The following is a 20,983-nucleotide window of genomic DNA, read 5'->3' as shown; positions in this document are numbered from 1 at the left end:
GCGAGTGCAGTCAACAACGCTGTCGCTTGAAAGACGACGGGTAATTATATCCTGTGTCTTTGGCGGCCTCTGGCCGCCATTTTTATCGCTACTCCCGTTTCAGCCGATCGGTGTTGGCCAGATAGAGCGTCACCACCAGCACCAATATCGCCGCCGCGTAGATCAGGGTGTCGATGGGATTTTTGTGATCCACGATAATCAAACGAATAATCGCGGTAATGCCGATATAAATAAAATAGCGCAGCGGGAAATGATAACCCGACTCAAAATACTTGACGATCAAGGCGATAAATTCAAAGTACAGAAAATAAATCACGATGCCTTCAATCAACAGGTAAGAAGACGACTCTTCGCTGTTGATAAATAACACCTTCGCCAGATGGATGGTTTCCTTGACCAGAAACACCACCAGAATTGCCGCCAACAGCAGAAGGCCCACGTTCAGCACTCGCTGCAGCCCTTTCGCTATCATTATCGAACGCGACGTTTTTGCCATAAAACCTCTCTCTGAATACCGCTTATATGATTCAAGCTTGCCAATATAGGCATTGTCCTAAAAATTACGCCCTTCGCGAAAGCACTTTAAACCCCATTTAATTCATAAAGTTATAATAAGATGTTTCTGACTTATAGATTTGTAGCAAATCGAAATGTCAACTATCATGGGTCACAGAGATCTTTACATAAAACCAATAACCTCGAATTAACAAGGGAATTCTTTATGCGCGCTAAACTTAACGGACTGGTCGCTGCGGGCCTGTTTACCTGTGCATTGTCCGGCCACGCCGCCGGCCTGGTAGCCCCTGACAACGATCTGCGTAACGATCTCGCCTGGTTGTCTGACCGCGGCGTCATCAACGTCAGCCTGTCCACCTGGCCGCTGAGTCAGGAAGAGATCAGTTCCGTTATCGCGCAGGCCAAACCGGTCACCAATACCGAGAAAAACGTCATCGACCGCGTGCAACGCCGCGTTGACGCCCTGAAAGCCAACATCCGCGTCAGCGGTTACGCCTCGACCGATAAACCCGGCACCCCGCAGGGCTTCGGCCAAAACGAGTACGCCGACGATCGCCTGACCATCGGCGCCGGCGCCAACGGCGAGTTCTGGGACGTGCGTCTGCAGGGCTCGGTGGAAGGCGACCAGCGCGTCAGCGACGGCTCCAAATTCAATATGAACGGCTCCTACGGCGCGGTGAAAATCTGGAACCAATGGCTCTCCTTCGGCGAGGTCTCCCAGTGGTGGGGCCCGGGTTACGACGGCAGCCTGATCCGCTCCGACGCCGCGCGCCCGGTCGCCGGCTTTATGCTGCAGCGCGCCGACCAATCGCCGTTTGAAACGCCGTGGCTGTCGTGGATCGGCCGCTGGCAATACCAGTTGTCCGCCGGCCAGCTGTCGCAGTACAGTTCTGTACCGCACACCAAACTGATCGGCGGCCGTTTCACCATGATGCCGACCGACTTCCTGGAATTAGGGGCATCGCGCATCATGATGTGGGGTGGTGAAGGCCGTCCGCAGTCATGGAGCTCGTTCTGGGATGGTTTTACCGGTAAAGATAACGATGATTCAGGTAAAGGCAACGATCCGGGCAACCAGCTGGCCGGTTTCGACTTCAAGCTGAAAATGCAGCCTTTGATCGGCCTGCCGGTCAGCCTGTACGGTCAGTTGGTGGGCGAAGATGAAGCGGGCTATCTGCCGTCGCAAAATACCTATCTGCTCGGTTTGGAAGGTCACCCGGAATGGGGTCCGACCACCATCAACTGGTATATCGAAGGGTCAGACACCCGTTCGGATATGAGCCGTAAAAACTATGTGTACACTCACTACACTTACAAAGGCGGCTACTACCAACAGGGTTACCCGTTGGGCCACGCGATGGGCGGCGACGGCCAGATGCTGTCCGGCCGCGTCGAGCTGGTGCTGGACGACAGCCAGCGTTGGAGCACCCGCGTGGTTTACGCCAAGGTGAACCCACTGAGCCAAAGCATCAACCAGGCGTTCCCGAAATCCGATACGCTGAAGGGCATTCAGCTCGGCTGGGGTTACACCTTCCCGTCTCAAGTTAAGTTCGACACCAGCCTGTGGTACACCGACAACGATCACAGCACCGCCGATGACGTGGGCGCCGGCGTCAGCTTCGAAGTGCCGATCAACCTGTAACTTTTCGCAGACGTAAAAAAACCCGCCGCGGCGGGTTTTTTTATTGGCTCAGATCAGGCAATTAGCGCCATTCCTTGAAGCGGTTGATCAGCGCATTGGTCGAGCTGTCGTGGCTGCTGATTTTCTCGCTGCCCGCCAGTTCCGGCAGGATGCGGTTGGCCAGCTGTTTGCCCAACTCCACGCCCCACTGATCGAAGGTGAAGATGTTCAGGATTGCGCCCTGGGTGAAGATCTTGTGCTCATACAGCGCAATCAGGCTGCCCAGGCTGAACGGGGTGATTTCACGCAGCAGGATCGAGTTGGTCGGACGGTTGCCTTCAAACACTTTGAACGGCGCCACGTGTTTGACCTGCTCAGGGGTTTTACCCTGCGCCGCGAACTCGGCTTCCACCGTCTCCAGCGACTTGCCGAACGCCAGCGCTTCGGTCTGGGCGAAGAAGTTGGACAGCAGTTTGGCGTGGTGATCGCCCAGTGGGTTATGGCTGATGGCCGGCGCGATGAAATCGCACGGCACCAGCTTGGTGCCCTGGTGGATCAGCTGGTAGAACGCATGCTGGCCGTTGGTGCCCGGCTCGCCCCAGATGATCGGGCCGGTCTGGTAATCCACCGGATTGCCGTTGCGATCGACGTACTTGCCGTTGGATTCCATGTTGCCCTGCTGGAAGTAAGCGGCAAAACGGTGCATGTACTGATCGTACGGCAGAATGGCTTCGGTTTCGGCGCCGAAGAAGTTGTTGTACCAAATACCGATCAGCGCCAGCAGCACCGGCAGGTTTTTCTCCGCCGGCGTTTCGGCGAAGTGCTTATCCATGGCGTGCGCGCCGCTCAGCAGCTGCTCGAAGTTGTCGTAACCGATGGACAACGCGATCGACAGACCGATCGCCGACCACAGCGAGTAACGGCCGCCGACCCAGTCCCAGAATTCGAACATGTTGTCGGTATCGATGCCGAACTCGGCCACCGCTTTGCCGTTGGTGGACAACGCAGCGAAGTGCTTGGCCACGTGTTGTTGATCGACGGCGCTGCTCAGGAACCAGTCGCGCGCGCTGTGGGCGTTGGTCATGGTTTCCTGAGTGGTGAAGGTTTTGGACGCCACCAGGAACAGCGTGGTTTCCGGGTTCAGCGGCTGCAGCGTTTCGGCGATGTGGGTGCCGTCAACGTTGGAGACGAAGTGCATGTTCAGGTGGTTTTTATAAGGGCGCAGCGCTTCGGTCACCATGTAAGGGCCGAGATCCGAACCGCCGATGCCGATGTTCACCACGTCGGTGATCGGCTTGCCGGTGTAACCTTTCCACTCGCCGCCGATGACGCGCGCGCAGAACTGTTTGATCTTGGCCAGCACTGCGTTCACTTCCGGCATCACGTCTTTGCCGTCGACCAGGATCGGGCTGTTGCTGCGGTTGCGCAGGGCAATGTGCAGCACCGCGCGATCTTCGGTGCGGTTGATCTTCTCACCGGCGAACATCGATTTGATGGCGCCTTGCAGATCGGTTTCTTTCGCCAACGCCTGCAGCTTCTCCAGGGTTTCCTGCGTGATGCGGTTCTTGGAATAGTCCACCAACATTTGATCGTTGAAGGTCGCGGAGAACCTGGAGAAACGATCGCTGTCCTCGGCGAACAGGTCGGCGATCCGTACGTCTTTCATCTGTGCATAATGTTGCTGCAGGGCTTGCCAAGCAGCGGTTTGACTAGGATTGATATTTTTCATAGCAACACTCTTAGGCTTGAGAATAAAAATGACGCGTTTGTCCGATTGTAGCCTGTTCGACTGTGATTATGATCGCTTTTCTTGCGATAGGCGCTAACTGTCAACGCATTGCCGCCTCGTTTCAGCTTTCACTCTATACTTTTGGCTAACGGCCTGTTATCGGGGTTGCCGAATTGTCATCAGGCTGTGTCATCGTCGCTTATTTCGTCATTTGAAAGGGATCTCGCTTATGGAATTATCCGCCCCACTCATGTTGGTGCTTATCGGCCTGGCGTCGCTGCTGGCGCAGTGGCTGGCCTGGCTGCTGCGCCTGCCGGCCATCTTGCCGCTGCTGCTGTTCGGCATCGTGCTCGGCCCGACGGTGCATCTGGTGCAGCCGGATCTGCTGTTTGGCGATCTGCTGTTTCCGCTGGTGTCGCTGTCGGTGGCGATCATCCTGTTCGAAGGGGCGCTGACGCTGCGTTTCGAGGAAATTCGCGGCCTTGGCGGCGTGGTGCGCAATCTGGTCACCGTCGGCATGCTGGTCACCTTTCTGGTCATCAGCCTCGCCAGCTGGTGGCTGCTGGATTTCCCGCCGGAGCTGGCGGCGTTGATCGGCGCGGTGACGGTGGTGACCGGGCCGACGGTGATCGCCCCGCTGATGCGCGTCGTGCGGCCGAACGCCAATATCAACCAGGTGCTGCGCTGGGAAGGGATCGTCATCGATCCGGTCGGCGCCATCTTCACCCTGCTGGTGTTCGAGTTCATCGTGCTGAAGCAGAATGCGGAATCCTATACCCACCTGTTTTGGACGCTGGGCGTGACCGCCGCCGTCGGCCTGATCGCCGGCGCGCTGTTCGGCTACCTGCTCGGCCTGGCGCTGCGCCGCGTCTGGCTGCCGCGCTACCTGCAGAACCTGGCGGTGCTGGCGATCATGCTGACCGCCTTCGGCGTTTCCAACGCCATCGCCGACGAATCCGGTTTGCTGACCGTCACGGTCATGGGCATCTGGCTGGCCAACATGCGCGACGTGGATACCAGCGATATTCTGGCGTTCAAAGAGGAGCTGTCGGCGATCCTGATCTCGGCGCTGTTCATCATTCTGGCGGCGCGGCTCGACATCCAGGCGCTGTGGAACATGGGCTGGCCGCTGCTGCTGCTGCTGCTGGCGGTGCAGTTCATCGCCCGGCCGCTGTGCATCGCGGTGTCGACCTGGCGCTCTTCCCTGCACTGGCGCGATCGGCTGCTGCTGTGCTGGATCGCCCCGCGCGGCATCGTCGCCGCGGCGGTCAGCTCGCTGTTCGCGCTGACGCTGCAGCGCAGCGGCTATCAGGGCGCCGACCGGCTGGTGACCGTGGTGTTCGCCATCATCATCGGCACCGTGGTGTTGCAAAGCCTGACCAGCGGCATGATGGCGCGCTGGCTGCGGGTGCAGCAGCAGAAACCGCGCGGCGTGCTGATCGTCGGCGCCAACAGCGTGGCGCGCATGCTGGCGCAGGCGCTGATCAAGCTGAACGTGCCGGTGATCGTCACCGACAGCAGCTGGGAATACTACCGTCAGGCGCGCATGGACGGCATTCCGGCCTACTATGGCCACGCCTACTCCGAACACGCCGAGAACTATCTCGATCTGAGCAATATCGCCCAGGTGCTGGCGCTGTCGCCCAATCGTCACCAAAACGCGCTGGCCGTCTATCACTTCGGCCACCTCTTCGGCGAGGATCACGTGTTCGCCATTCGTTCGGGGGCGCCGTTGAAAGGGCGCGGCGCCAGCGCGGAAAGTTCGCGTTTCCGCCGGCACGAAATTTTATTTAATCAGGAAGCCACCTACGGCCGTCTGAGCAGCCTGCTCGCCAGGGGGGCCACCATCAAAGCGACCAAATTGAACGAAAATTTCGGTTGGTTGGAGTATTTGGAAAAACATCAGGGCGTTATCCCGTTATTCAGCCAAAAGGAAGACGGTTCTCTGCAACCGATTGGCGCCGGTTCCACGCCTGCGATGCCCTGTACGCTTATCGCGCTGGTGCAAGATGAAAATCCCTCACCGTCTGTACGTTGACAGAATGACGATAACCGGCTATTCCTAACAGCCTACTTGCGCACCCGGTGCGCAAGCCAGAAGAGGCGCGTCGCCCAGGTAGAGTGTCAGAGGAGCCGTTTCTCCGTTGACGGCACCCGAGGGGGAGCGACGCCGAGGTAGGGTAATGGCCGGCCATTATCGTATCGACTACAGGGGCTGAATCCCCTGGGTTGTCACCAGGGGATCGCCCGCAGGGCGATCGACAAGGTGGGGCGCTTCTGGGTGTATCGTAGCCTGACCTCTACGCCTGCCCCCTGTTTACCGCTCTCCCCTTGTGCCAAGGCTATGGAATTACAGTGCCCCCAAACGGGCATCCCTGACACGAGGTTTCTACATGAACCAAGCAGTACCCCAGAATTCCACCGTGGTAGCCAAGTTCGGCGGCACCAGCGTCGCCGACTTTGAAGCCATGAACCGCAGCGCCGACGTCGTGCTGGCCAACCCGCAGGTCCGCCTGGTGGTGTTGTCCGCCTCGGCGGGCGTCACCAACCTGCTGGTCGCCCTGGCCGAAGGTTGCGAGGCCGAGAAGCGCAACTACCAGCTTGATGAAATTCGTCGCATCCAGTACGCCATCCTCGATCGCCTCGCGGCACCTGCGGTGATCCGCGACGAGATAGACCGCCTGCTGGAAAACATCGCCATGCTGTCGGAGGCCGCGTCGCTGGCCACCTCGACGGCGTTGACCGACGAGCTGGTCAGCCATGGGGAGCTGATGTCCACCCTGCTGTTCGTTGAAATCCTGCGCGCCCGCAACGTGCAGGCCGAATGGTTCGACGTGCGTAAAGTGATGCGCACCGACGATCACTTCGGCCGCGCCGTGCCGGACAGCGCCGCGCTCAGCGAACTGGCGCAGGCGCAGTTGCAGCCGCGTCTGCAAGAAGCGCTGGTGGTCACCCAGGGCTTTATCGGCAGCGAACCGAAAGGCCGCACCACCACGCTCGGCCGCGGCGGCAGCGACTATACCGCCGCGCTGCTCGGCGAGGCGCTCGGCGTCGGCCGGGTGGATATCTGGACCGACGTGCCGGGCATCTACACCACCGATCCGCGCGTGGTGCCGGCAGCCAAGCGCATCGATAAAATCGGTTTCGAAGAGGCGGCGGAAATGGCCACCTTCGGCGCCAAAGTGCTGCATCCGGCCACCCTGCTGCCGGCAGTGCGCAGCGATATTCCGGTGTTCGTCGGCTCCAGCAAGGATCCGGCGGCCGGCGGCACGCTGGTGTGCAACACCACCGAGAACCCGCCGCTGTTCCGCGCGCTGGCGCTGCGCCGCAAGCAAACGCTGCTGACGCTGCACAGCCTGAACATGTTGCACGCGCGCGGCTTCCTGGCCGAGGTGTTCAACATTCTGGCGCGCCACAATATCTCCGTCGATCTGATCACCACCTCGGAAGTCAGCATCGCGCTGACCATGGACACCACCGGCGCCACCTCCGTCGGCGGCAGCCTGCTGACCACCTCGCTGTTGACCGAGCTGTCGTCGCTGTGCCGGGTGGAAGTGGAAGAAAACCTGGCGCTGGTGGCGATCATCGGCAACCAGCTGTCGCGGGCCTGCGGCGTGGGCAAAGAGGTGTTCGGCGTGCTCGATCCGTTCAACATCCGCCTGATCTGCTACGGCGCCAGCAGCTATAACCTGTGCTTCCTGGTGCCGGGCGAAGAAGCCGAGCAGGTGGTGCGCACCCTGCACCACAACCTGTTCGAATAAGTCATTATCCCTGATTGCGGGCGCAGCATGCTGCGCCCCTGCGTCTAAAAAATCCGTTCAAAACCGGCAGGGGTTCAGCTTGTTGAACCCGCAAAAAAACACAACCACACCCACCGTTCTCAATCTGGCTAAGGAAAACCTGCATGCTGGCAATACTCACGCGCTTATTCCCCCTCTGGGCGATACTGCTGTCCGTCGCCGCCTATTACACGCCGAGCACCTTTACCGGCATCGGCCCCTACGTCAGCCCGCTGCTGATGCTGATCATGTTCGCCATGGGCGTCACGCTGCGGCTCGACGACTTCAAACGCGTGCTGGCACGCCCCGGCCCGGTGGCGGCAGGCATCTTCCTGCATTATCTGATCATGCCGCTGGCGGCCTGGATCCTGGCGATGTTGTTCCGCATGCCGCCGGATCTGTCCGCCGGCATGGTGCTGGTGGGCAGCGTGGCCAGCGGCACCGCGTCCAACGTGATGATCTACCTGGCCAAGGGGGACGTGGCGCTGTCGGTAACCATCTCGGCGGTCTCGACGCTGGTGGGGGTGTTCGCCACGCCGCTGTTGACCCGCCTGTACGTCGATGCCGAAATCAGCGTCGATATCATGGGCATGCTGCTCAGCATCCTGCAGATCGTGGTGATCCCGATCGGCCTGGGCCTGATCGTCCACCATACCCTGACCAAAACGGTGAAGCGCATTGAGCCGCTGCTGCCGGCGCTGTCGATGGTGTGCATCCTGGCGATCATCAGCGCGGTGGTGGCGGGCAGCCAAAGCCACATCGCCTCGGTCGGCCTGGTGGTGATCGTCGCGGTGATCCTGCACAACGGCATCGGTCTGTTGAGCGGCTACTGGGGCGGCAAGCTGTTCGGCTTCGACGAATCCACCTGCCGCACGCTGGCGATTGAAGTCGGCATGCAGAACTCCGGGCTGGCGGCCACGCTGGGCAAAATCTACTTCTCGCCGCTGGCCGCGCTGCCGGGCGCGCTGTTCTCGGTCTGGCACAATCTCTCCGGCTCGCTGCTGGCGGGTTATTGGTCTGGACGCCCCATCAAGAAAAAATAAACCGCCTGCGGGGACGCAAACATTTGCGCCCCCGTTCTTCTCTGCGAAATTTCGTATTTCCCACTGGTCGGATTGTCATAATTCCCCCCATCCTCTATCATCCGTTAAAAATAAAAATTCAGATTCTTCCTATCCATGCCGATAATGTTGGCAAGGGGGAGAGATGCTCCACTTTTTTTAATTAATTAAGTCACCAGGGTTGCCCGCCAAAAAAGAAGCAGCCTAATTATTATTTAGATCTATACCCACCGTCTTATTTGCTGCGGCAAATCGAGATACCTCGCAATGTGCATGTCGCTCATTATTTCGGGCCGGCCGTCGGTCGCCCGTGGTTAACCTCATGGATTGGGCTGGCTGCCCCGGCAGCCTCTCATAATGGATTACAATGATAAAAAAAATCACCGCCTTGATGCTGCTGGTCAGCACGGCCCTTTCCGCTGAAACCCTGCCGGATTCCCACATGATGCGGGATATGTCGATGGGGGAATCACGCCGCGCGCTGCAAGACAGCACGCGTGAAGTCAACCAGCTGATTGAACAGCGCCGCTATCAGCAACTGAAGCAACAGCGCCTGCTGGCGGAACCGGAACCGGCCGCGCCCGCCCTGCCGCAATCCGCGCAGTGCCTGCCGATCGCCGGCGTTTATCTGCAGGGCGTCACCCTGCTCTCGCCGACCGATTTATCCGCCCTGAGCGCGCTGCCGGAAAACTGCATCAGCAGCAATGATATCAATCGCCTGACCCGCGAATTAACGCGCCTTTATGTGCAAAAAGGCTATATCACCGCGCGCGTGCAAATTGTTCGCCCTAATTCACAGGGAGAATTGGGGTTAAGCGTCACCGAAGGATTTATCGAGAAAATAGAAGGCGGCGATCGCTGGGTCAACAGCCGTTTATTATTTCCGGGGCTGGAAGGCAAGCCGCTGAAATTAACCGAACTCGATCAAGGATTGGATCAGGCCAATCGTTTGCAATCGAATACCACCAAGCTGGATATATTACCCGGCCGCCAGGTTGGCGGCTCGGTCATTCGTTTGCGCAATCAGCACGCCAAGCCCTGGCTGATTACCGCCGGCACGGATAATTACGGCCAGAAAAGCACCGGCCAGTGGCTGGCACGCGCCACCGCCACGCTGGACAGCCCGTTCGGCCTGTCGGACTTCGTCAGCCTGAACGCCAACAGCACGTTGGAAAACCCGGCTCACCGCTACAATCGCGCCTACACCCTGCTCTATTCGCTGCCGTACGGCGCGTTCACCTTCAGCGGGTTCGCCAGCTTCTCGTCCTATGAGAACCACCAGCAGCTGCCGCACAACGTGGTCAAACTGCACGGCCAGACCCAACAGTACGGTCTGCGCAGCGATTACGTGTTTTATCGCGATCACGATCAGATAGACAGCCTGAGCGGCCAGTTAACCTACAAGCGCATCGACAACTACTTCGAAAGCGTGCGTCTTGAGGTCAGCAGCCCAACGCTGACCCTGGCCGAGCTGAGCGCCAGCCACCTGCAAATTCTGCCCCATGGGGTATTCAGCGCCAACCTCAGCGTCGAGCAGGGCCTGCCCTGGCTGGGTGCCGATCGCCACCCGAGTTCGGTGCACCTCGACAGTCAATTCACCAAGGGCAAGCTGTTCGCCAACCTGAGCCAGCGCCTCAAGCTGGGTGACGCCACCTATCAGCTCAACAACCTGTTCTACGGCCAATACAGCCGCGACCCACTGCCCGGCGTGGAGTGGCTTAGCCTTACCGATCGCAGCGCCGTGCGCGGCTTCAGCCGCAGCACCCAGTCCGGCGACAACGGCTGGTATCTGCAGAACACGCTGTCGCGCAGCTTCAATTTAGGTGCCGCCACGCTGACGCCGCGCCTTGGCGCCGACGTCGGCCGCATTCTGCCGCGTCAGGACAACTCGGGCTGGCGCAGCAGCGCCGGGGTGAGCAGCGGCGCCACGTTACGCTACCGGCAGGCGCTGGTCGATCTGGAGGTCAGCCGCGGCTGGATTTTGTCGAACCACGCCACGCCTGAAGATCCCGTTCAGGTGCTGGCGCGCTTTTCTTACACCTTTTAATCAGCAGTTTTGCAGGACCCCACGGCAATATACGGAGATACATGGATGAAAAATAATAACTTCAGACTTTCGGCGGCAGGCAAACTGGCCGCCGCGCTGGCGATAATTCTCGCCGCTTCCGCCGGCGCCTACGCCGGTGAGATCGTCGCGGCCAACGGCGCCAACGGCCCCGGCGTTTCCACCGCCGCGACCGGTGCCCAGGTGGTCGACATCGTCGCGCCGAACGGTAACGGGCTGTCGCACAACCAATATCAGGACTTCAACGTCAACCAGCCCGGCGCGGTGCTGAACAACTCCCGCGAGGCGGGACTGTCGCAGCTGGCTGGCCAGCTGGGCGCCAACCCCAATCTGGGCGGACGTGAAGCCAACGTGATCCTCAACGAAGTGATCGGCCGTAACCCTTCTCTGCTGCACGGCCAGCAAGAGATCTTCGGCATGGCGGCCGACTACGTGCTCGCCAACCCGAACGGCATCAGCTGCCAGGGCTGCGGGTTCATCAACACCAGCCGCTCCTCGCTGGTGGTCGGCAACCCGCTGGTGGAGAACGGCCTGCTGCAGGGCTACAGCACCCTGGGCAACCGCAATACCCTGAGCCTCAGCGGCACACTGAACGCCGGCGGCGTGCTGGATCTGATCGCACCGAAGATCGACAGCCGTGGTGACGTGATCGTACAAGACTTCACCCATCGCAACGGCAGCGTGACGCCGGCGGCGATCAACGCCATCAGCGGCCTTAACCGCGTGGCGCGCGACGGCAAGGTGCTGGCCAGCGAACAACCGACGACCGCGCTGGACAGCTACTACCTCGGCAGCATGCAGGCCGGGCGCATCAACATCATCAACACCGCGCAGGGCAGCGGCGTTAAGCTGGCCGGCACGCTGGCCGCCGGCGACGAGCTCAAGGTGAAGGCCTACGATATTCGCAGCGAAAGCCGCGTTGAGGATGCCAGCAGCAACCGCAACGGCGGCGACAACTACCAGAACTACCGAGGCGGCATCTATGTCAACGATCGCAGCAGCAGCCAGAAGCTGACCCGCACCGAGCTGAAAGGCAAAAACATCAGTCTGGTGGCGGATAACCACGCACACCTTACCGCCACCGATATTCGCGGCGAAGACATCACCCTCCAGGGCGGCAAGCTGACGCTCGACGGTCAGCAGTTGAAGCAGACTCAGGGTCACACCGACGACCGCTGGTTCTATTCCTGGCAATACGACGTCACCCGCGAGCATGAGCAACAACAACAGGCGGGCAGCACCGTCGCCGCCAGCGGCAACGCCAAACTCATCAGCACCCAGGAAGATGTGAAACTGTTGGGCGCCAACGTCAGCGCCGACCGGGCGTTGAGCATCAAAGCGGCACGCGACGTGCACCTCGCCGGGCTGGTGGAGAAGGATAAGTCCACCGAACGCGGCTACCAGCGCAATCACACTTCCAGCCTGCGCACCGGCAGTTGGAGCAGCAGCGACGAAAGCGAAAGCCTGAAGGCCAGCGAACTGCGCAGCCAGGGCGAACTGACGTTGAAAGCCGGCCGCAATGTCGCAACCCAGGGCGCCAGGGTCCACGCCCAGCGCGATCTGACGATCGACGCAGACAACCAGATCCAGATCGGGGTGCAGAAAACCGCCAACGCCAAAGCGGTGCGCGATGACAAAACCTCCTGGGGCGGCATCGGCGGCGGCGACAACAAGAACAACAGCAACCGCCGCGAAGTCAGCCACGCTTCCGAACTGACCAGCGGCGGCACCCTGCGCCTGAACGGCCAGCAGGGCGTCACCATCACCGGCAGCAAGGCGCGCGGCCAGAAAGGTGGCGAAGTCACCGCCACCCACGGCGGCCTGCGCATCGACAACGCGCTGAGCACCACCGTGGACAAAATCGACGCGCGCACCGGCACCGTGTTCAACATCACCAGCAGCTCGCACAAGGCAGACAACAGCTACCAGAGCAGTACCGCCAGCGAACTGAAGTCCGACACCAACCTGAAGCTGGTCAGCCGTAAGGATACCGACGTGATCGGCAGCCAGGTCGCCAGCGGCGGCGAACTGAACGTCACCTCACAGACCGGCAACATCAACGTCAAGGCCGCCGAGCAGCAGCAGAACATCGACGAGCAGAAGACCGCGCTTACCGTCAACGGCTACGCCAAAGAAGCCGGCGACAAGCAATACCGCGCCGGTGTACGCATCGAACACACCCGCGACAGCGAGAAAACTACCCGCACCGAGAACCGTGGCGCCACCCTCAGCGGCGGCAGCGTGAAGCTCGAAGCGGATAAGGACGTGACCTTCAGCGGCTCCAAATTGGTCGCCGACAAAGGCGACGCCAGCGTCAGCGGCAATAAGGTTTCGTTCCTGGCGGCCGACGACAAAACCACCTCGAACACCGAGCAGACCAAGGTCGGTGGCGGTTTCTACTACACCGGTGGCATCGACAAGCTCGGCAGCGGCGTAGAGGCCGGTTACGAGAACAGCAAAACGCAGGCGCAGAGCAGCAAGGCCGTCACCTCCGGCAGCGACGTCAAAGGCAACCTGACTGTCAACGCCCGTGACAAGCTGACCCAGCAAGGCGCACAGCACAGCGTCGGCGGCGCCTATCAAGAAAACGCCGCGGACGTCGATCACCTGGCCGCTGCCGACACCACCAGCAGCACCACCACCAAAACCGACGTCGGCGTGAACATCGGCGCCAACGTCGATTACAGCGCCGTGACCCGTCCGGTCGAACGCGCGGTCGGCAAGGCGGCCAAGCTGGACGCCACCGGCGTCATCAACGACATCGGCGGCATCGGCGCGCCTAACGTCGGCCTGGATATCGGCGCACAGGGCGGCAGCAGCGAAAAACGCAGCAGCAGCTCGCAGGCGGTGGTCAGCTCGGTGAAAGCCGGCAGCATCGGCATCAACGCCAAAGGCGAAGTGCGCGATCAGGGCACGCAATATCAGGCGAGCAAAGGCGCGGTCACGCTGACGGCGGACAGCCACCGCAGCGAAGCTGCGACAAATCGTCAGGAAGAGCAGAGCCGCGATACCCGCGGCAGCGCCGGCGTGCGCGTCTACACCTCCACCGGCAGCGATCTGACCGTGGACGCCAAGGGCGAAGGCGGCACCCAGCGCAGCAACAGCAGCGCCAGCCAGGCGGTGACCGGCTCGATCGACGCGGCCAACGGCATCAACGTCAACGTGAAAAAAGACGCGGTCTATCAGGGCACCGCGCTGAACGGCGGCAGCGGTAAAACCGCCGTCAACGCCGGCGGCGATATCCGCCTTGATCAGGCCAGCGACAAGCAGAGCGAAAGCCACAGCGGCTTTAACGTCAAAGCCTCCGCCAAGGGCGGTTTCACCGCCGACAGTAAAAACTTCGGCGCCGGGTTCGGCGGCGGCACCCACAACGGCGAAAGCAGCAGCAGCACCGCGCAGGTCGGCAACGTCAGTGGCCAACAGGGCGTTGAGCTGAAGGCGGGCCGCGATCTGACGCTGCAGGGCACCAACGTCAAGAGCCAGGGCGACGTCAGCCTGAGCGCGGGTAACAAGGTCGCACTGCAGGCGGCGGAATCGACCCAAACGCGTAAGGAAAGCAAGCTGTCCGGCAATATCGATCTGGGCGCCGGCAGCAGCGACAGCAAGGAAAAAACCGGCGGCAACCTCTCCGCCGGCGGCGCCTTCGACATCGCCAAGGTGAATGAGTCCACGACCGAGCGTCAGGGCGCCACTATCGCCTCAGACGGCAAGGTCACCCTGTCCGCCAACGGCAAAGGCGATGACGCGCTGCATCTGCAGGGCGCCAAAGTCAGCGGCGGCAGTGCCGCGCTCGAGGCGAAAAACGGCGGCATCCTGCTGGAGTCCGCCAAAAACGAGCAGCATAAGGACAACTGGAGCCTGGGCATCAAAGCCAACGCCAAAGGCGGCCAAACCTTCAACAAGGACGCCGGCGGCAAGGTCGACCCGAACACTGGCAAAGATACCCACACGCTGGGCGCCGGTCTGAAGGTCGGCGTGGAACAGCAGGATAAAACCATCCACGCCAACACCGGCATCACCGCGGGCGACGTGGCGATCAACAGCGGCAAAGACACCCGTCTCGCCGGGGCGCGCGTCGATGCCGACAGCGTACAAGGCAAGGTGGGCGGCAATCTGCACGTTGAAAGCCGCAAAGACGTTGAGAACGGTGTGAAGGTCGATGTGGATGCCGGCCTGAGCCACAGCAACGATCCGGGCAGCAGCATCACCTCCAAGCTGTCGAAGGTCGGCACACCGCGTTACGCCGGTAAGGTGAAAGAGAAACTGGAGGCCGGAGTGAACAAAGTGGCCGACGCCACCACCGACAAGTACAACAGCGTGGCGCGTCGCCTCGATCCGCAGCAGGACACCACCGGCGCGGTCAGCTTCAGCAAGGCCGACGGCAAAGTCACGCTGCCGGCAACGCCGGCCGGTGAAAAACCGCAAGGCCCGCTGTGGGATCGCGGCGCACGCACCGTCGGCGGCGCAGTGAAAGACAGCATCACCGGTCCGGCCGGTCGCCAGGGGCACCTCAAGGTCAATGCCGACGTGGTGAACAACAACGCGGTTGGCGAGCAGTCGGCGATTACCGGCAAGAACGGCGTGGCGCTGCAGGTCGGCGGCCAAACCCAACTGACCGGCGGCGAGATCCGCAGCCAGCAGGGCAAGGTGGAACTGGGCGGCGGCAAGGTCAGCCAGCAGGACGTCAGCGGCCAGCGCTATCAGGGCGGCGGCCGCGTCGATGCGGCCGCCACGATCGGCGGGCTGCTAGGCGGCGCGGCGAAGCAAAGCGTCGACGGCAACGTGCCGTTCGCCAGCGGCCATGCCTCAACGAAACAGGCGGATGCTAAAGCTGGCGTGTTCAGCGGCAAATAACGCGCCTCCCCTACGCAATGCCCCCGGTTAAAACCGGGGGCGTTTTTTTACAGCGTGCTCGGGGTGTCTTCCCAGTCGCGATCGTCGTCCTTGGCATCCTGATCCAACACGTTGTAGGCCACGGCGCAGAACAGCGAGTTCAGGCGCTTCATGTCCCCCAACAATCCCAAATGCAACGAACTGGTCTCGATGCTCTGCACGTTTTGCTGATGCAAACGATCGACGTGTGCGTGCGCGTAGCGGCGATCCAAAATACGGAAGCGGTGCTTGGAACGGCGCAGGCGCTTGGCGCTGGTGACGTCGCCGGACAGGAACACCGACAGCCCCAGGCGCAGATTGCCAATCAGCCGTTCGTGCAGCCCGTCCAGCTCCGCCAGCCCTTCCGTCGAGAAGGCGCGGCGCGCGGCGTGCGACTTGGCGCCCACGTCGCCGGCCATGCGTTCGATGATATCGCCCGCCTGTTCCAGGTTGAGCGCCATTTCGATGATTTCCGCCCAGCGGCGCGAGTCTTCCTCACCCAGATCTTCCTTCTGGATCTGCGCCAGATACAGTTTGATGGCGGTGTACAACACGTCGACGTCATCGTCGAGGCGTCGCACCTCTTTATCCACGCCTTGCTTACCGTGCAGCACTTCGCGCTGCAGGATCATCATGTGTTCCACCACGTCGCCCATGCGCAGCGTTTCGCGCGCCGCGTTGGCCAACGCCAGCGTCGGCGTGTCCAGCGCGCTGGCGTCCAGATGGCGCGGCCGCATGCGCGGATCGTCGGCCGCTTCGTCGACGATCAGCCGTTCGCACAGCGTCGCCATCGGCCCGGCCAGCGGGATCATCACCAGGCAGCGGATCAGGTTGTAGAACACGTGGAAATAGATCACCAGCTCTTCGCTGCCGCCCGGCAGTTGAGCCATCAAATCCGCCAGATAGGAGACGAACGGCAGCACCAGTATGCAGCCCACCAGCTTGAACAGCAGGCTGCCGAGCGCCACGCGCCGCCCCGCGGCGTTCTGGCCGCTGGCGTTGATCATCGCCAGCAGGCCGCTGCCGAGGTTGGCGCCGATCACCAGACAGAGCGCCACCTTCAGCGAAATCACGCCGGATGCGGTCAGAGTGGCGGTCAGCAGTACCGCCGCCAGGCTGGAATAGCTGACGATGGCGAACAGCGCGCCGGTCAGGGCATCCAGCATCACGTCGCCGGTCAGCGACGAGAACAGCACTTTCACCCCGGCCGCCTGGGTGATCGGCGTGGCGGCGGCGACGATCAGCTCCAGCGCCAGCACGATCAGCCCAAGGCCGATCAGGACGCGCCCGATCTGGCCGATCCGCATTTGCTTGCGGCTGAGGAACAGGAAGACGCCGACCAGGATCAGCAGCGGCGACAGCCAGGAAAGATCGAAGGTCAGCACGCGCGCCATCAGCGCGGTGCCGACGTCGGCGCCCAGCATGATCACCAGCGCAGGCGCCAGCCCCAACAGCCCCTGCGCGACGAAAGAGGTCACCAGCAGCGCGGTGGCGTTGCTGCTTTGCACCAGCGCGGTCACGCCGATGCCGGAAACGAACGCCAGCGGTTTTTTCTCAACGCTGTCGCTCAACACGCGCCGCAGATTGGCGCCGTAAACCCGCATGATCCCGGTGCGCACGATGTGGGTGCCCCACACCAACAGCGCCACGGACGAAAGCAGGTGAAGAAGGGTCAGCACGGAAGATACGCTCCATTAACGCCCGGCCAAAGGAGGCTGATACCCGATGCTTGTCACGCGACGCAGAGAGGCGAGCCAAAGGATGACGGATACAGCGCGCGGTCCCGCCTGCCGGGCGTGGGTCTGGCAGGACAGCGGGCGGGCGGCAGACCGCAGAAGAGAAGGGTTAATGCGGCGGCGGGAAGGCCCCGGCGCCGCGCTGCGAAGTCATGCAACTTCCCGCAATACAACAGGTTCCAAGTGTAGCCCAATTTCCGCGCCGTCGAGCCGCAGGTCGGCCACCGAACGGTTGAGCACGTCAACCAGCAATTCTACCTCGCAAACCTGAATCCGATACCGTACCACATTCCCGAGCAAACTGTGACCCAGGATCACCCCGCCGATCCCCTGTCCGGCCGGCAACAGGCCGATCGATTCGGGGCGGATCGCCACCTTGCCGACATAGCTGCGCCCGGTCAAGCGGCCGGCCTGTTCGGCGCTCAGCAGGTTGTAGTTGCCGATAAACCCGGCGGCGAAGGCATCCGCCGGCTGGGTATACAGGGTTTCCGCATCGCCGCTCTGCACGATCTGCCCCTTGTTCATCAGCACGATGCGATCCGACAGGGTCAGCGCCTCTTCCTGATCGTGGGTGACGAAGATCGCCGTCAGGTTCAGCTCGCGCTGAATGCGCCGGATCTGCTCGCGCAGGTGTTTGCGAATACGCGCATCCAGCGCCGACAGCGGTTCGTCGAGCAGCAGCAGACGCGGGCGAGTGACCAGCGATCGCGCCAACGCTACGCGCTGACACTGGCCGCCCGACAGCTGATGCGGATAGCGCTTCGCCAAATCGGTCAGCTCCACCAGCGCCAGCGCCTCCTGCACCCGCTGGCCGATCTGTCCGGCCGCCAGCTTCTGCATTTTCAGGCCGAAGGCCACGTTGCCTTCCACCGTCATATTGGGAAACAGCGCATAACTTTGAAACACCATGCCGATGCCGCGCTTTTGCGGCGCCAGCGGCACCAGATCCTGGCCCTGCAGCAAAATTTGCCCGCTGTCGACCGGGGTCAGGCCGGCCAGACAGCGCAGCAGCGTCGATTTGCCGCAGCCGCTAGGCCCCAGCAGGGTGACGAACTCCCCCTCTTCGGCGGTGAAATCGATATCCTGAAACACCTGGGTCTGGCCATAGTGTTTGTTCAGGCGGGTGACGTTGAGATAAGCCATCGGGTTAGCCCTTGTTTTTATTCAGCAGGTTCGCCAGCCAAGTGACGAGCAGCACCACGGCGAAATAGGAGATGACCAGTGCGCTGGTAAAGTGCCCGCTGCCGTTGCGCATATTGAACAGATAGACCTGCAGCGTTTCATACTGGCTGCCTACCAGCAGGTTGGCGAACACGAACTCGCCGATCAGGAACGAAAACGACAGCAGCACGGCGATCGTTCCGCCCTTGCGCAGGTTCGGCAGCACCACCCACAGCGCCGCCTGCCAGGTGCTGGCGCCGAGCAGGTGCGCGGCGTCCATCAGATCGCGCAGGTTGATCGCCTGCATGTTGTTGCTGATGGCGCGGTAGATAAACGGCAGCGCGATGGTGAAATAGCAGCCCACCAAAATCCAGGGGGTGCCGAGCAGCGGCAGCGGATCGGCGGCGAACAGCTGCATCAGCCCCACCGCCGACACCACCGGCGGCACGGCGAACGGCAGCAGGATCAGCACGTTCATCACCGCGTCCAGCTTGGGGAAGTAGTAAGCGATCACAAACATCGCCGGCAGGATCACCACCACTGACAGCAGCAACGTGCCAAAGCAGATCAACAGCGAGTGCCACAGCGCCAGCAAAAAGCGCGAATCGCTCCACAGCGCCGTCAGCCACTTCAGGGTAAAACCGTCCGGCAAAATGGTGGCGCCCCACTGGGTAGCCAGCGCGTAAACCAGCGTCGCCGCCAGCGGCAGCAGCAGAATCAACAGCAGCAGGCCGGTCACCGTGCGGTGGTACAGGCGTTCAACACGCGACATGAGCATTCTCCATCCGATTATGAGCGCGCATTGAGGTAACTCCTGCGCAGCATCCATTGGTGGATCACCGTGATAAACGCCATCATCGCCACCAGCAGCATCGCCAGCGCGCTGGCCAGGTTCGGATCGAGGGAGATGTCCCCCGCCACCAGCGCTGAGATGCGGATCGGGATCACGTTGAAGTTGCCGGTGGTCAGCGCGTACACCGTGGCGTAGGCGCCCAGCGCGTTGGCCAGCAGGATGACGAAGGTGCCCATCAGCGCCGGCGCCAACACCGGCAGGCCGATATGCCGCCAGTAGCGCCAGGGGCCGGCGCCGAGCAGCGCCGCCGACTCGCGCCAATCGGCGCGCAGCGCATCGAACGCCGGATACAGCAACAGCACGCCCAACGGGATCTGGAAGTAGGTATACAGCACGATCAGGCCGCTCTTGGAATAGAGGTTGAAGCTCTCCATCAAACCGTATTTGCGCAGCAGCAGCGTCAGGCAGCCGTTCAACCCCAACAGAATGACGAAGGCGAACGCCAGCGGCACCCCGGCGAAGTTGCTGGTCATGTTGGTGAACGACATCACGAAGTCATGAAAGCGGGTCTGGCCGAGCTGGCGAAGTGAGTAACTGCCCACTAATGCAATCAGCAAGCCGTAGACGCTCGACCACAGCGAGATCTCCAGCGAGAACTGAAAGGCCTGCAGGTAGAACGGCGACGTGAGGATATCGACATAGTTGCCCCATCCCCAGCCGCTGCTCTCGCTGAAAAAGCTGTGAACCGCGATCCACACCAGCGGGGCGATCTGAAACGCGCCGAACAGCACGATAAACGGCAGCAGGCACAGCGCGGCGATCCATTTGGTTTTGCTGTTCATCGCGCATCCTGCGCCAGCAGCGCCCGGCAGCGCGGCTTGTCGTGCGGCGCCTGCAACAGATCGCAGATCGTGCCGCACAGCTCGGTTTGCTGCGGATCGGCGTCGTCCAGGCTGAAGCCCGCGCCGAACACGAACAGCGGCACCTGGCGCTCTTCCGGCAACACCCCGCCGTGGCTGCGATCGTCGTTCATGCCGTGGTCGGCGGTAACCAGCACCTGATAACCGGCCGCCAGCCACTCGGGCAGGTAGCGCGACAGCGAGCCGTCGGCGCGGCGCGCCGCGTTGCGGTACTGCGGCGAAGAGAGGCCGAAGCGGTGCCCGGCGTCGTCGATGTTCATCGGGTGGATCAGCAGGAAATCCGGCTGATGACGCTGGCGCAGGCTTTCGGCGTCGTCGAACAGATGGCTGTCGGGATAGCCGTCGTCGTAATAAAAATGCCCGTACTGGATAGGCAGCTCGGGGGCGTCGGTATGGCGGTCGCGCGCGGCGTCGAACGGCGTGCGGTTATACAATTCGCTGAACCAATGATACGCGGCGGCGGCGGTGCTCAGCCCGGCGGCGCGCGCGTAATGAAACACGCTTTGTTGATGAGAAAGGCGCGAGACGTGGTTATGCACCACGCCGCTCTCCACTGGCGTGACGCCGGTGAGGATGCATTCATACAGCGGCCGGGAGAGCGAGGGCAACTCGCTCTCCAGCAGGTACAACCGCCCGCGTCCCGCCGCGCATTCGGCCTGCAGATACCCCATGGCGTCGTGCGCCACCCGGTAGTTGAGGCCGTCCAGCAGCACGAGGATCGTTTTCATGG

Annotated in this window: 13 protein-coding genes and 1 riboswitch; of the genes, 6 read left to right on the top strand and 7 right to left on the bottom strand. The window is 61.7% G+C overall.

Features of this window, described 5'->3' with window-relative positions; genetic code table 11:
- Positions 1-88 precede the first annotated feature (88 nt).
- Positions 89-496, bottom strand: a complete 408-nt coding sequence (psiE, locus tag HWW83_RS09025) for a phosphate-starvation-inducible protein PsiE (protein ID WP_015379238.1) — start codon at positions 494-496, stop codon at positions 89-91.
- A 225-nt stretch (positions 497-721) separates the two neighbouring features.
- On the opposite strand from psiE, the gene HWW83_RS09020 reads away from it, so the two are divergent.
- Entirely contained in the window at positions 722-2,158 is a 1,437-nt protein-coding gene (locus tag HWW83_RS09020) for a capsule assembly Wzi family protein (protein WP_033644394.1), read from the top strand.
- 61 nt (positions 2,159-2,219) lie between these two features.
- Here HWW83_RS09020 and pgi read toward each other — a convergent pair whose 3' ends face one another.
- The gene (gene pgi / locus HWW83_RS09015) at positions 2,220-3,866 is read right to left on the bottom strand and encodes a glucose-6-phosphate isomerase (protein ID WP_033644392.1); all 1,647 of its coding nucleotides are present in this window, start codon (positions 3,864-3,866) and stop codon (positions 2,220-2,222) included.
- A gap of 229 nt (positions 3,867-4,095) precedes the next feature.
- Here pgi and HWW83_RS09010 point away from each other — a divergent pair, with 229 nt between their 5' ends.
- From HWW83_RS09010 to HWW83_RS08990, 5 genes are all read left to right on the top strand, one after another.
- Complete coding sequence (locus tag HWW83_RS09010) at positions 4,096-5,904, top strand: cation:proton antiporter (protein ID WP_004936687.1); 1,809 nt, start codon at positions 4,096-4,098, stop codon at positions 5,902-5,904.
- A gap of 52 nt (positions 5,905-5,956) precedes the next feature.
- Positions 5,957-6,151, top strand: a riboswitch (Lysine riboswitch).
- Between the two features lie 108 nt (positions 6,152-6,259).
- Positions 6,260-7,627, top strand: a complete 1,368-nt coding sequence (lysC, locus tag HWW83_RS09005; protein WP_033644389.1) for a lysine-sensitive aspartokinase 3 — start codon at positions 6,260-6,262, stop codon at positions 7,625-7,627.
- 143 nt (positions 7,628-7,770) lie between these two features.
- Positions 7,771-8,688, top strand: coding sequence for a ketopantoate/pantoate/pantothenate transporter PanS (gene panS / locus HWW83_RS09000; RefSeq protein WP_033651203.1), 918 nt, complete (start codon positions 7,771-7,773; stop codon positions 8,686-8,688).
- A gap of 385 nt (positions 8,689-9,073) precedes the next feature.
- Positions 9,074-10,753: a ShlB/FhaC/HecB family hemolysin secretion/activation protein gene (locus HWW83_RS08995; RefSeq protein ID WP_176589224.1), complete on the top strand. Its 1,680-nt coding sequence runs from the start codon at positions 9,074-9,076 to the stop codon at positions 10,751-10,753.
- Positions 10,754-10,798: 45 nt separating this feature from the next.
- The gene (locus HWW83_RS08990; protein ID WP_176589223.1) at positions 10,799-15,625 is read left to right on the top strand and encodes a hemagglutinin repeat-containing protein; all 4,827 of its coding nucleotides are present in this window, start codon (positions 10,799-10,801) and stop codon (positions 15,623-15,625) included.
- A gap of 47 nt (positions 15,626-15,672) precedes the next feature.
- Here HWW83_RS08990 and HWW83_RS08985 read toward each other — a convergent pair whose 3' ends face one another.
- The 5 genes from HWW83_RS08985 to HWW83_RS08965 form a co-directional block, all read right to left on the bottom strand.
- Positions 15,673-17,322: a sodium-dependent inorganic phosphate transporter gene (locus HWW83_RS08985; protein WP_176589222.1), complete on the bottom strand. Its 1,650-nt coding sequence runs from the start codon at positions 17,320-17,322 to the stop codon at positions 15,673-15,675.
- A gap of 207 nt (positions 17,323-17,529) precedes the next feature.
- On the bottom strand, positions 17,530-18,522 hold the full coding sequence (locus tag HWW83_RS08980) for an ABC transporter ATP-binding protein (RefSeq protein WP_176589221.1): 993 nt from the start codon (positions 18,520-18,522) through the stop codon (positions 17,530-17,532).
- 4 nt (positions 18,523-18,526) lie between these two features.
- Positions 18,527-19,312, bottom strand: a complete 786-nt coding sequence (locus HWW83_RS08975) for an ABC transporter permease (protein WP_033644383.1) — start codon at positions 19,310-19,312, stop codon at positions 18,527-18,529.
- A 17-nt stretch (positions 19,313-19,329) separates the two neighbouring features.
- Positions 19,330-20,175, bottom strand: a complete 846-nt coding sequence (locus tag HWW83_RS08970; protein ID WP_033651199.1) for an ABC transporter permease — start codon at positions 20,173-20,175, stop codon at positions 19,330-19,332.
- Positions 20,172-20,981 carry an alkaline phosphatase family protein gene (locus HWW83_RS08965; RefSeq protein ID WP_176589220.1) on the bottom strand — a complete coding sequence of 270 codons (810 nt, stop codon included), beginning with the start codon at positions 20,979-20,981 and terminating at the stop codon, positions 20,172-20,174. Before HWW83_RS08965 ends, HWW83_RS08970 begins: the two co-directional genes overlap by 4 nt.
- Positions 20,982-20,983: the final 2 nt, after the last annotated feature.

It is taken from the genome of Serratia ureilytica, from assembly GCF_013375155.1.
GTDB lineage: Bacteria > Pseudomonadota > Gammaproteobacteria > Enterobacterales > Enterobacteriaceae > Serratia > Serratia ureilytica.
This window is presented reverse-complemented; position numbering and strand designations above follow the sequence as displayed.

Excerpts from the sequence above, each read along its gene's own strand:
- psiE (WP_015379238.1), bottom strand. The coding sequence starts at position 496 with ATGGCAAAAACGTCGCGTTCGATAATGATAGCGAAAGGGCTGCAGCGA.
- HWW83_RS09020 (WP_033644394.1), top strand. The coding sequence starts at position 722 with ATGCGCGCTAAACTTAACGGACTGGTCGCTGCGGGCCTGTTTACCTGT.
- pgi (WP_033644392.1), bottom strand. The coding sequence starts at position 3,866 with ATGAAAAATATCAATCCTAGTCAAACCGCTGCTTGGCAAGCCCTGCAG.
- HWW83_RS09010 (WP_004936687.1), top strand. The coding sequence starts at position 4,096 with ATGGAATTATCCGCCCCACTCATGTTGGTGCTTATCGGCCTGGCGTCG.
- lysC (WP_033644389.1), top strand. The coding sequence starts at position 6,260 with ATGAACCAAGCAGTACCCCAGAATTCCACCGTGGTAGCCAAGTTCGGC.
- panS (WP_033651203.1), top strand. The coding sequence starts at position 7,771 with ATGCTGGCAATACTCACGCGCTTATTCCCCCTCTGGGCGATACTGCTG.
- HWW83_RS08995 (WP_176589224.1), top strand. The coding sequence starts at position 9,074 with ATGATAAAAAAAATCACCGCCTTGATGCTGCTGGTCAGCACGGCCCTT.
- HWW83_RS08990 (WP_176589223.1), top strand. The coding sequence starts at position 10,799 with ATGAAAAATAATAACTTCAGACTTTCGGCGGCAGGCAAACTGGCCGCC.
- HWW83_RS08980 (WP_176589221.1), bottom strand. The coding sequence starts at position 18,522 with ATGGCTTATCTCAACGTCACCCGCCTGAACAAACACTATGGCCAGACC.
- HWW83_RS08975 (WP_033644383.1), bottom strand. The coding sequence starts at position 19,312 with ATGTCGCGTGTTGAACGCCTGTACCACCGCACGGTGACCGGCCTGCTG.
- HWW83_RS08970 (WP_033651199.1), bottom strand. The coding sequence starts at position 20,175 with ATGAACAGCAAAACCAAATGGATCGCCGCGCTGTGCCTGCTGCCGTTT.
- HWW83_RS08965 (WP_176589220.1), bottom strand. The coding sequence starts at position 20,981 with ATGAAAACGATCCTCGTGCTGCTGGACGGCCTCAACTACCGGGTGGCG.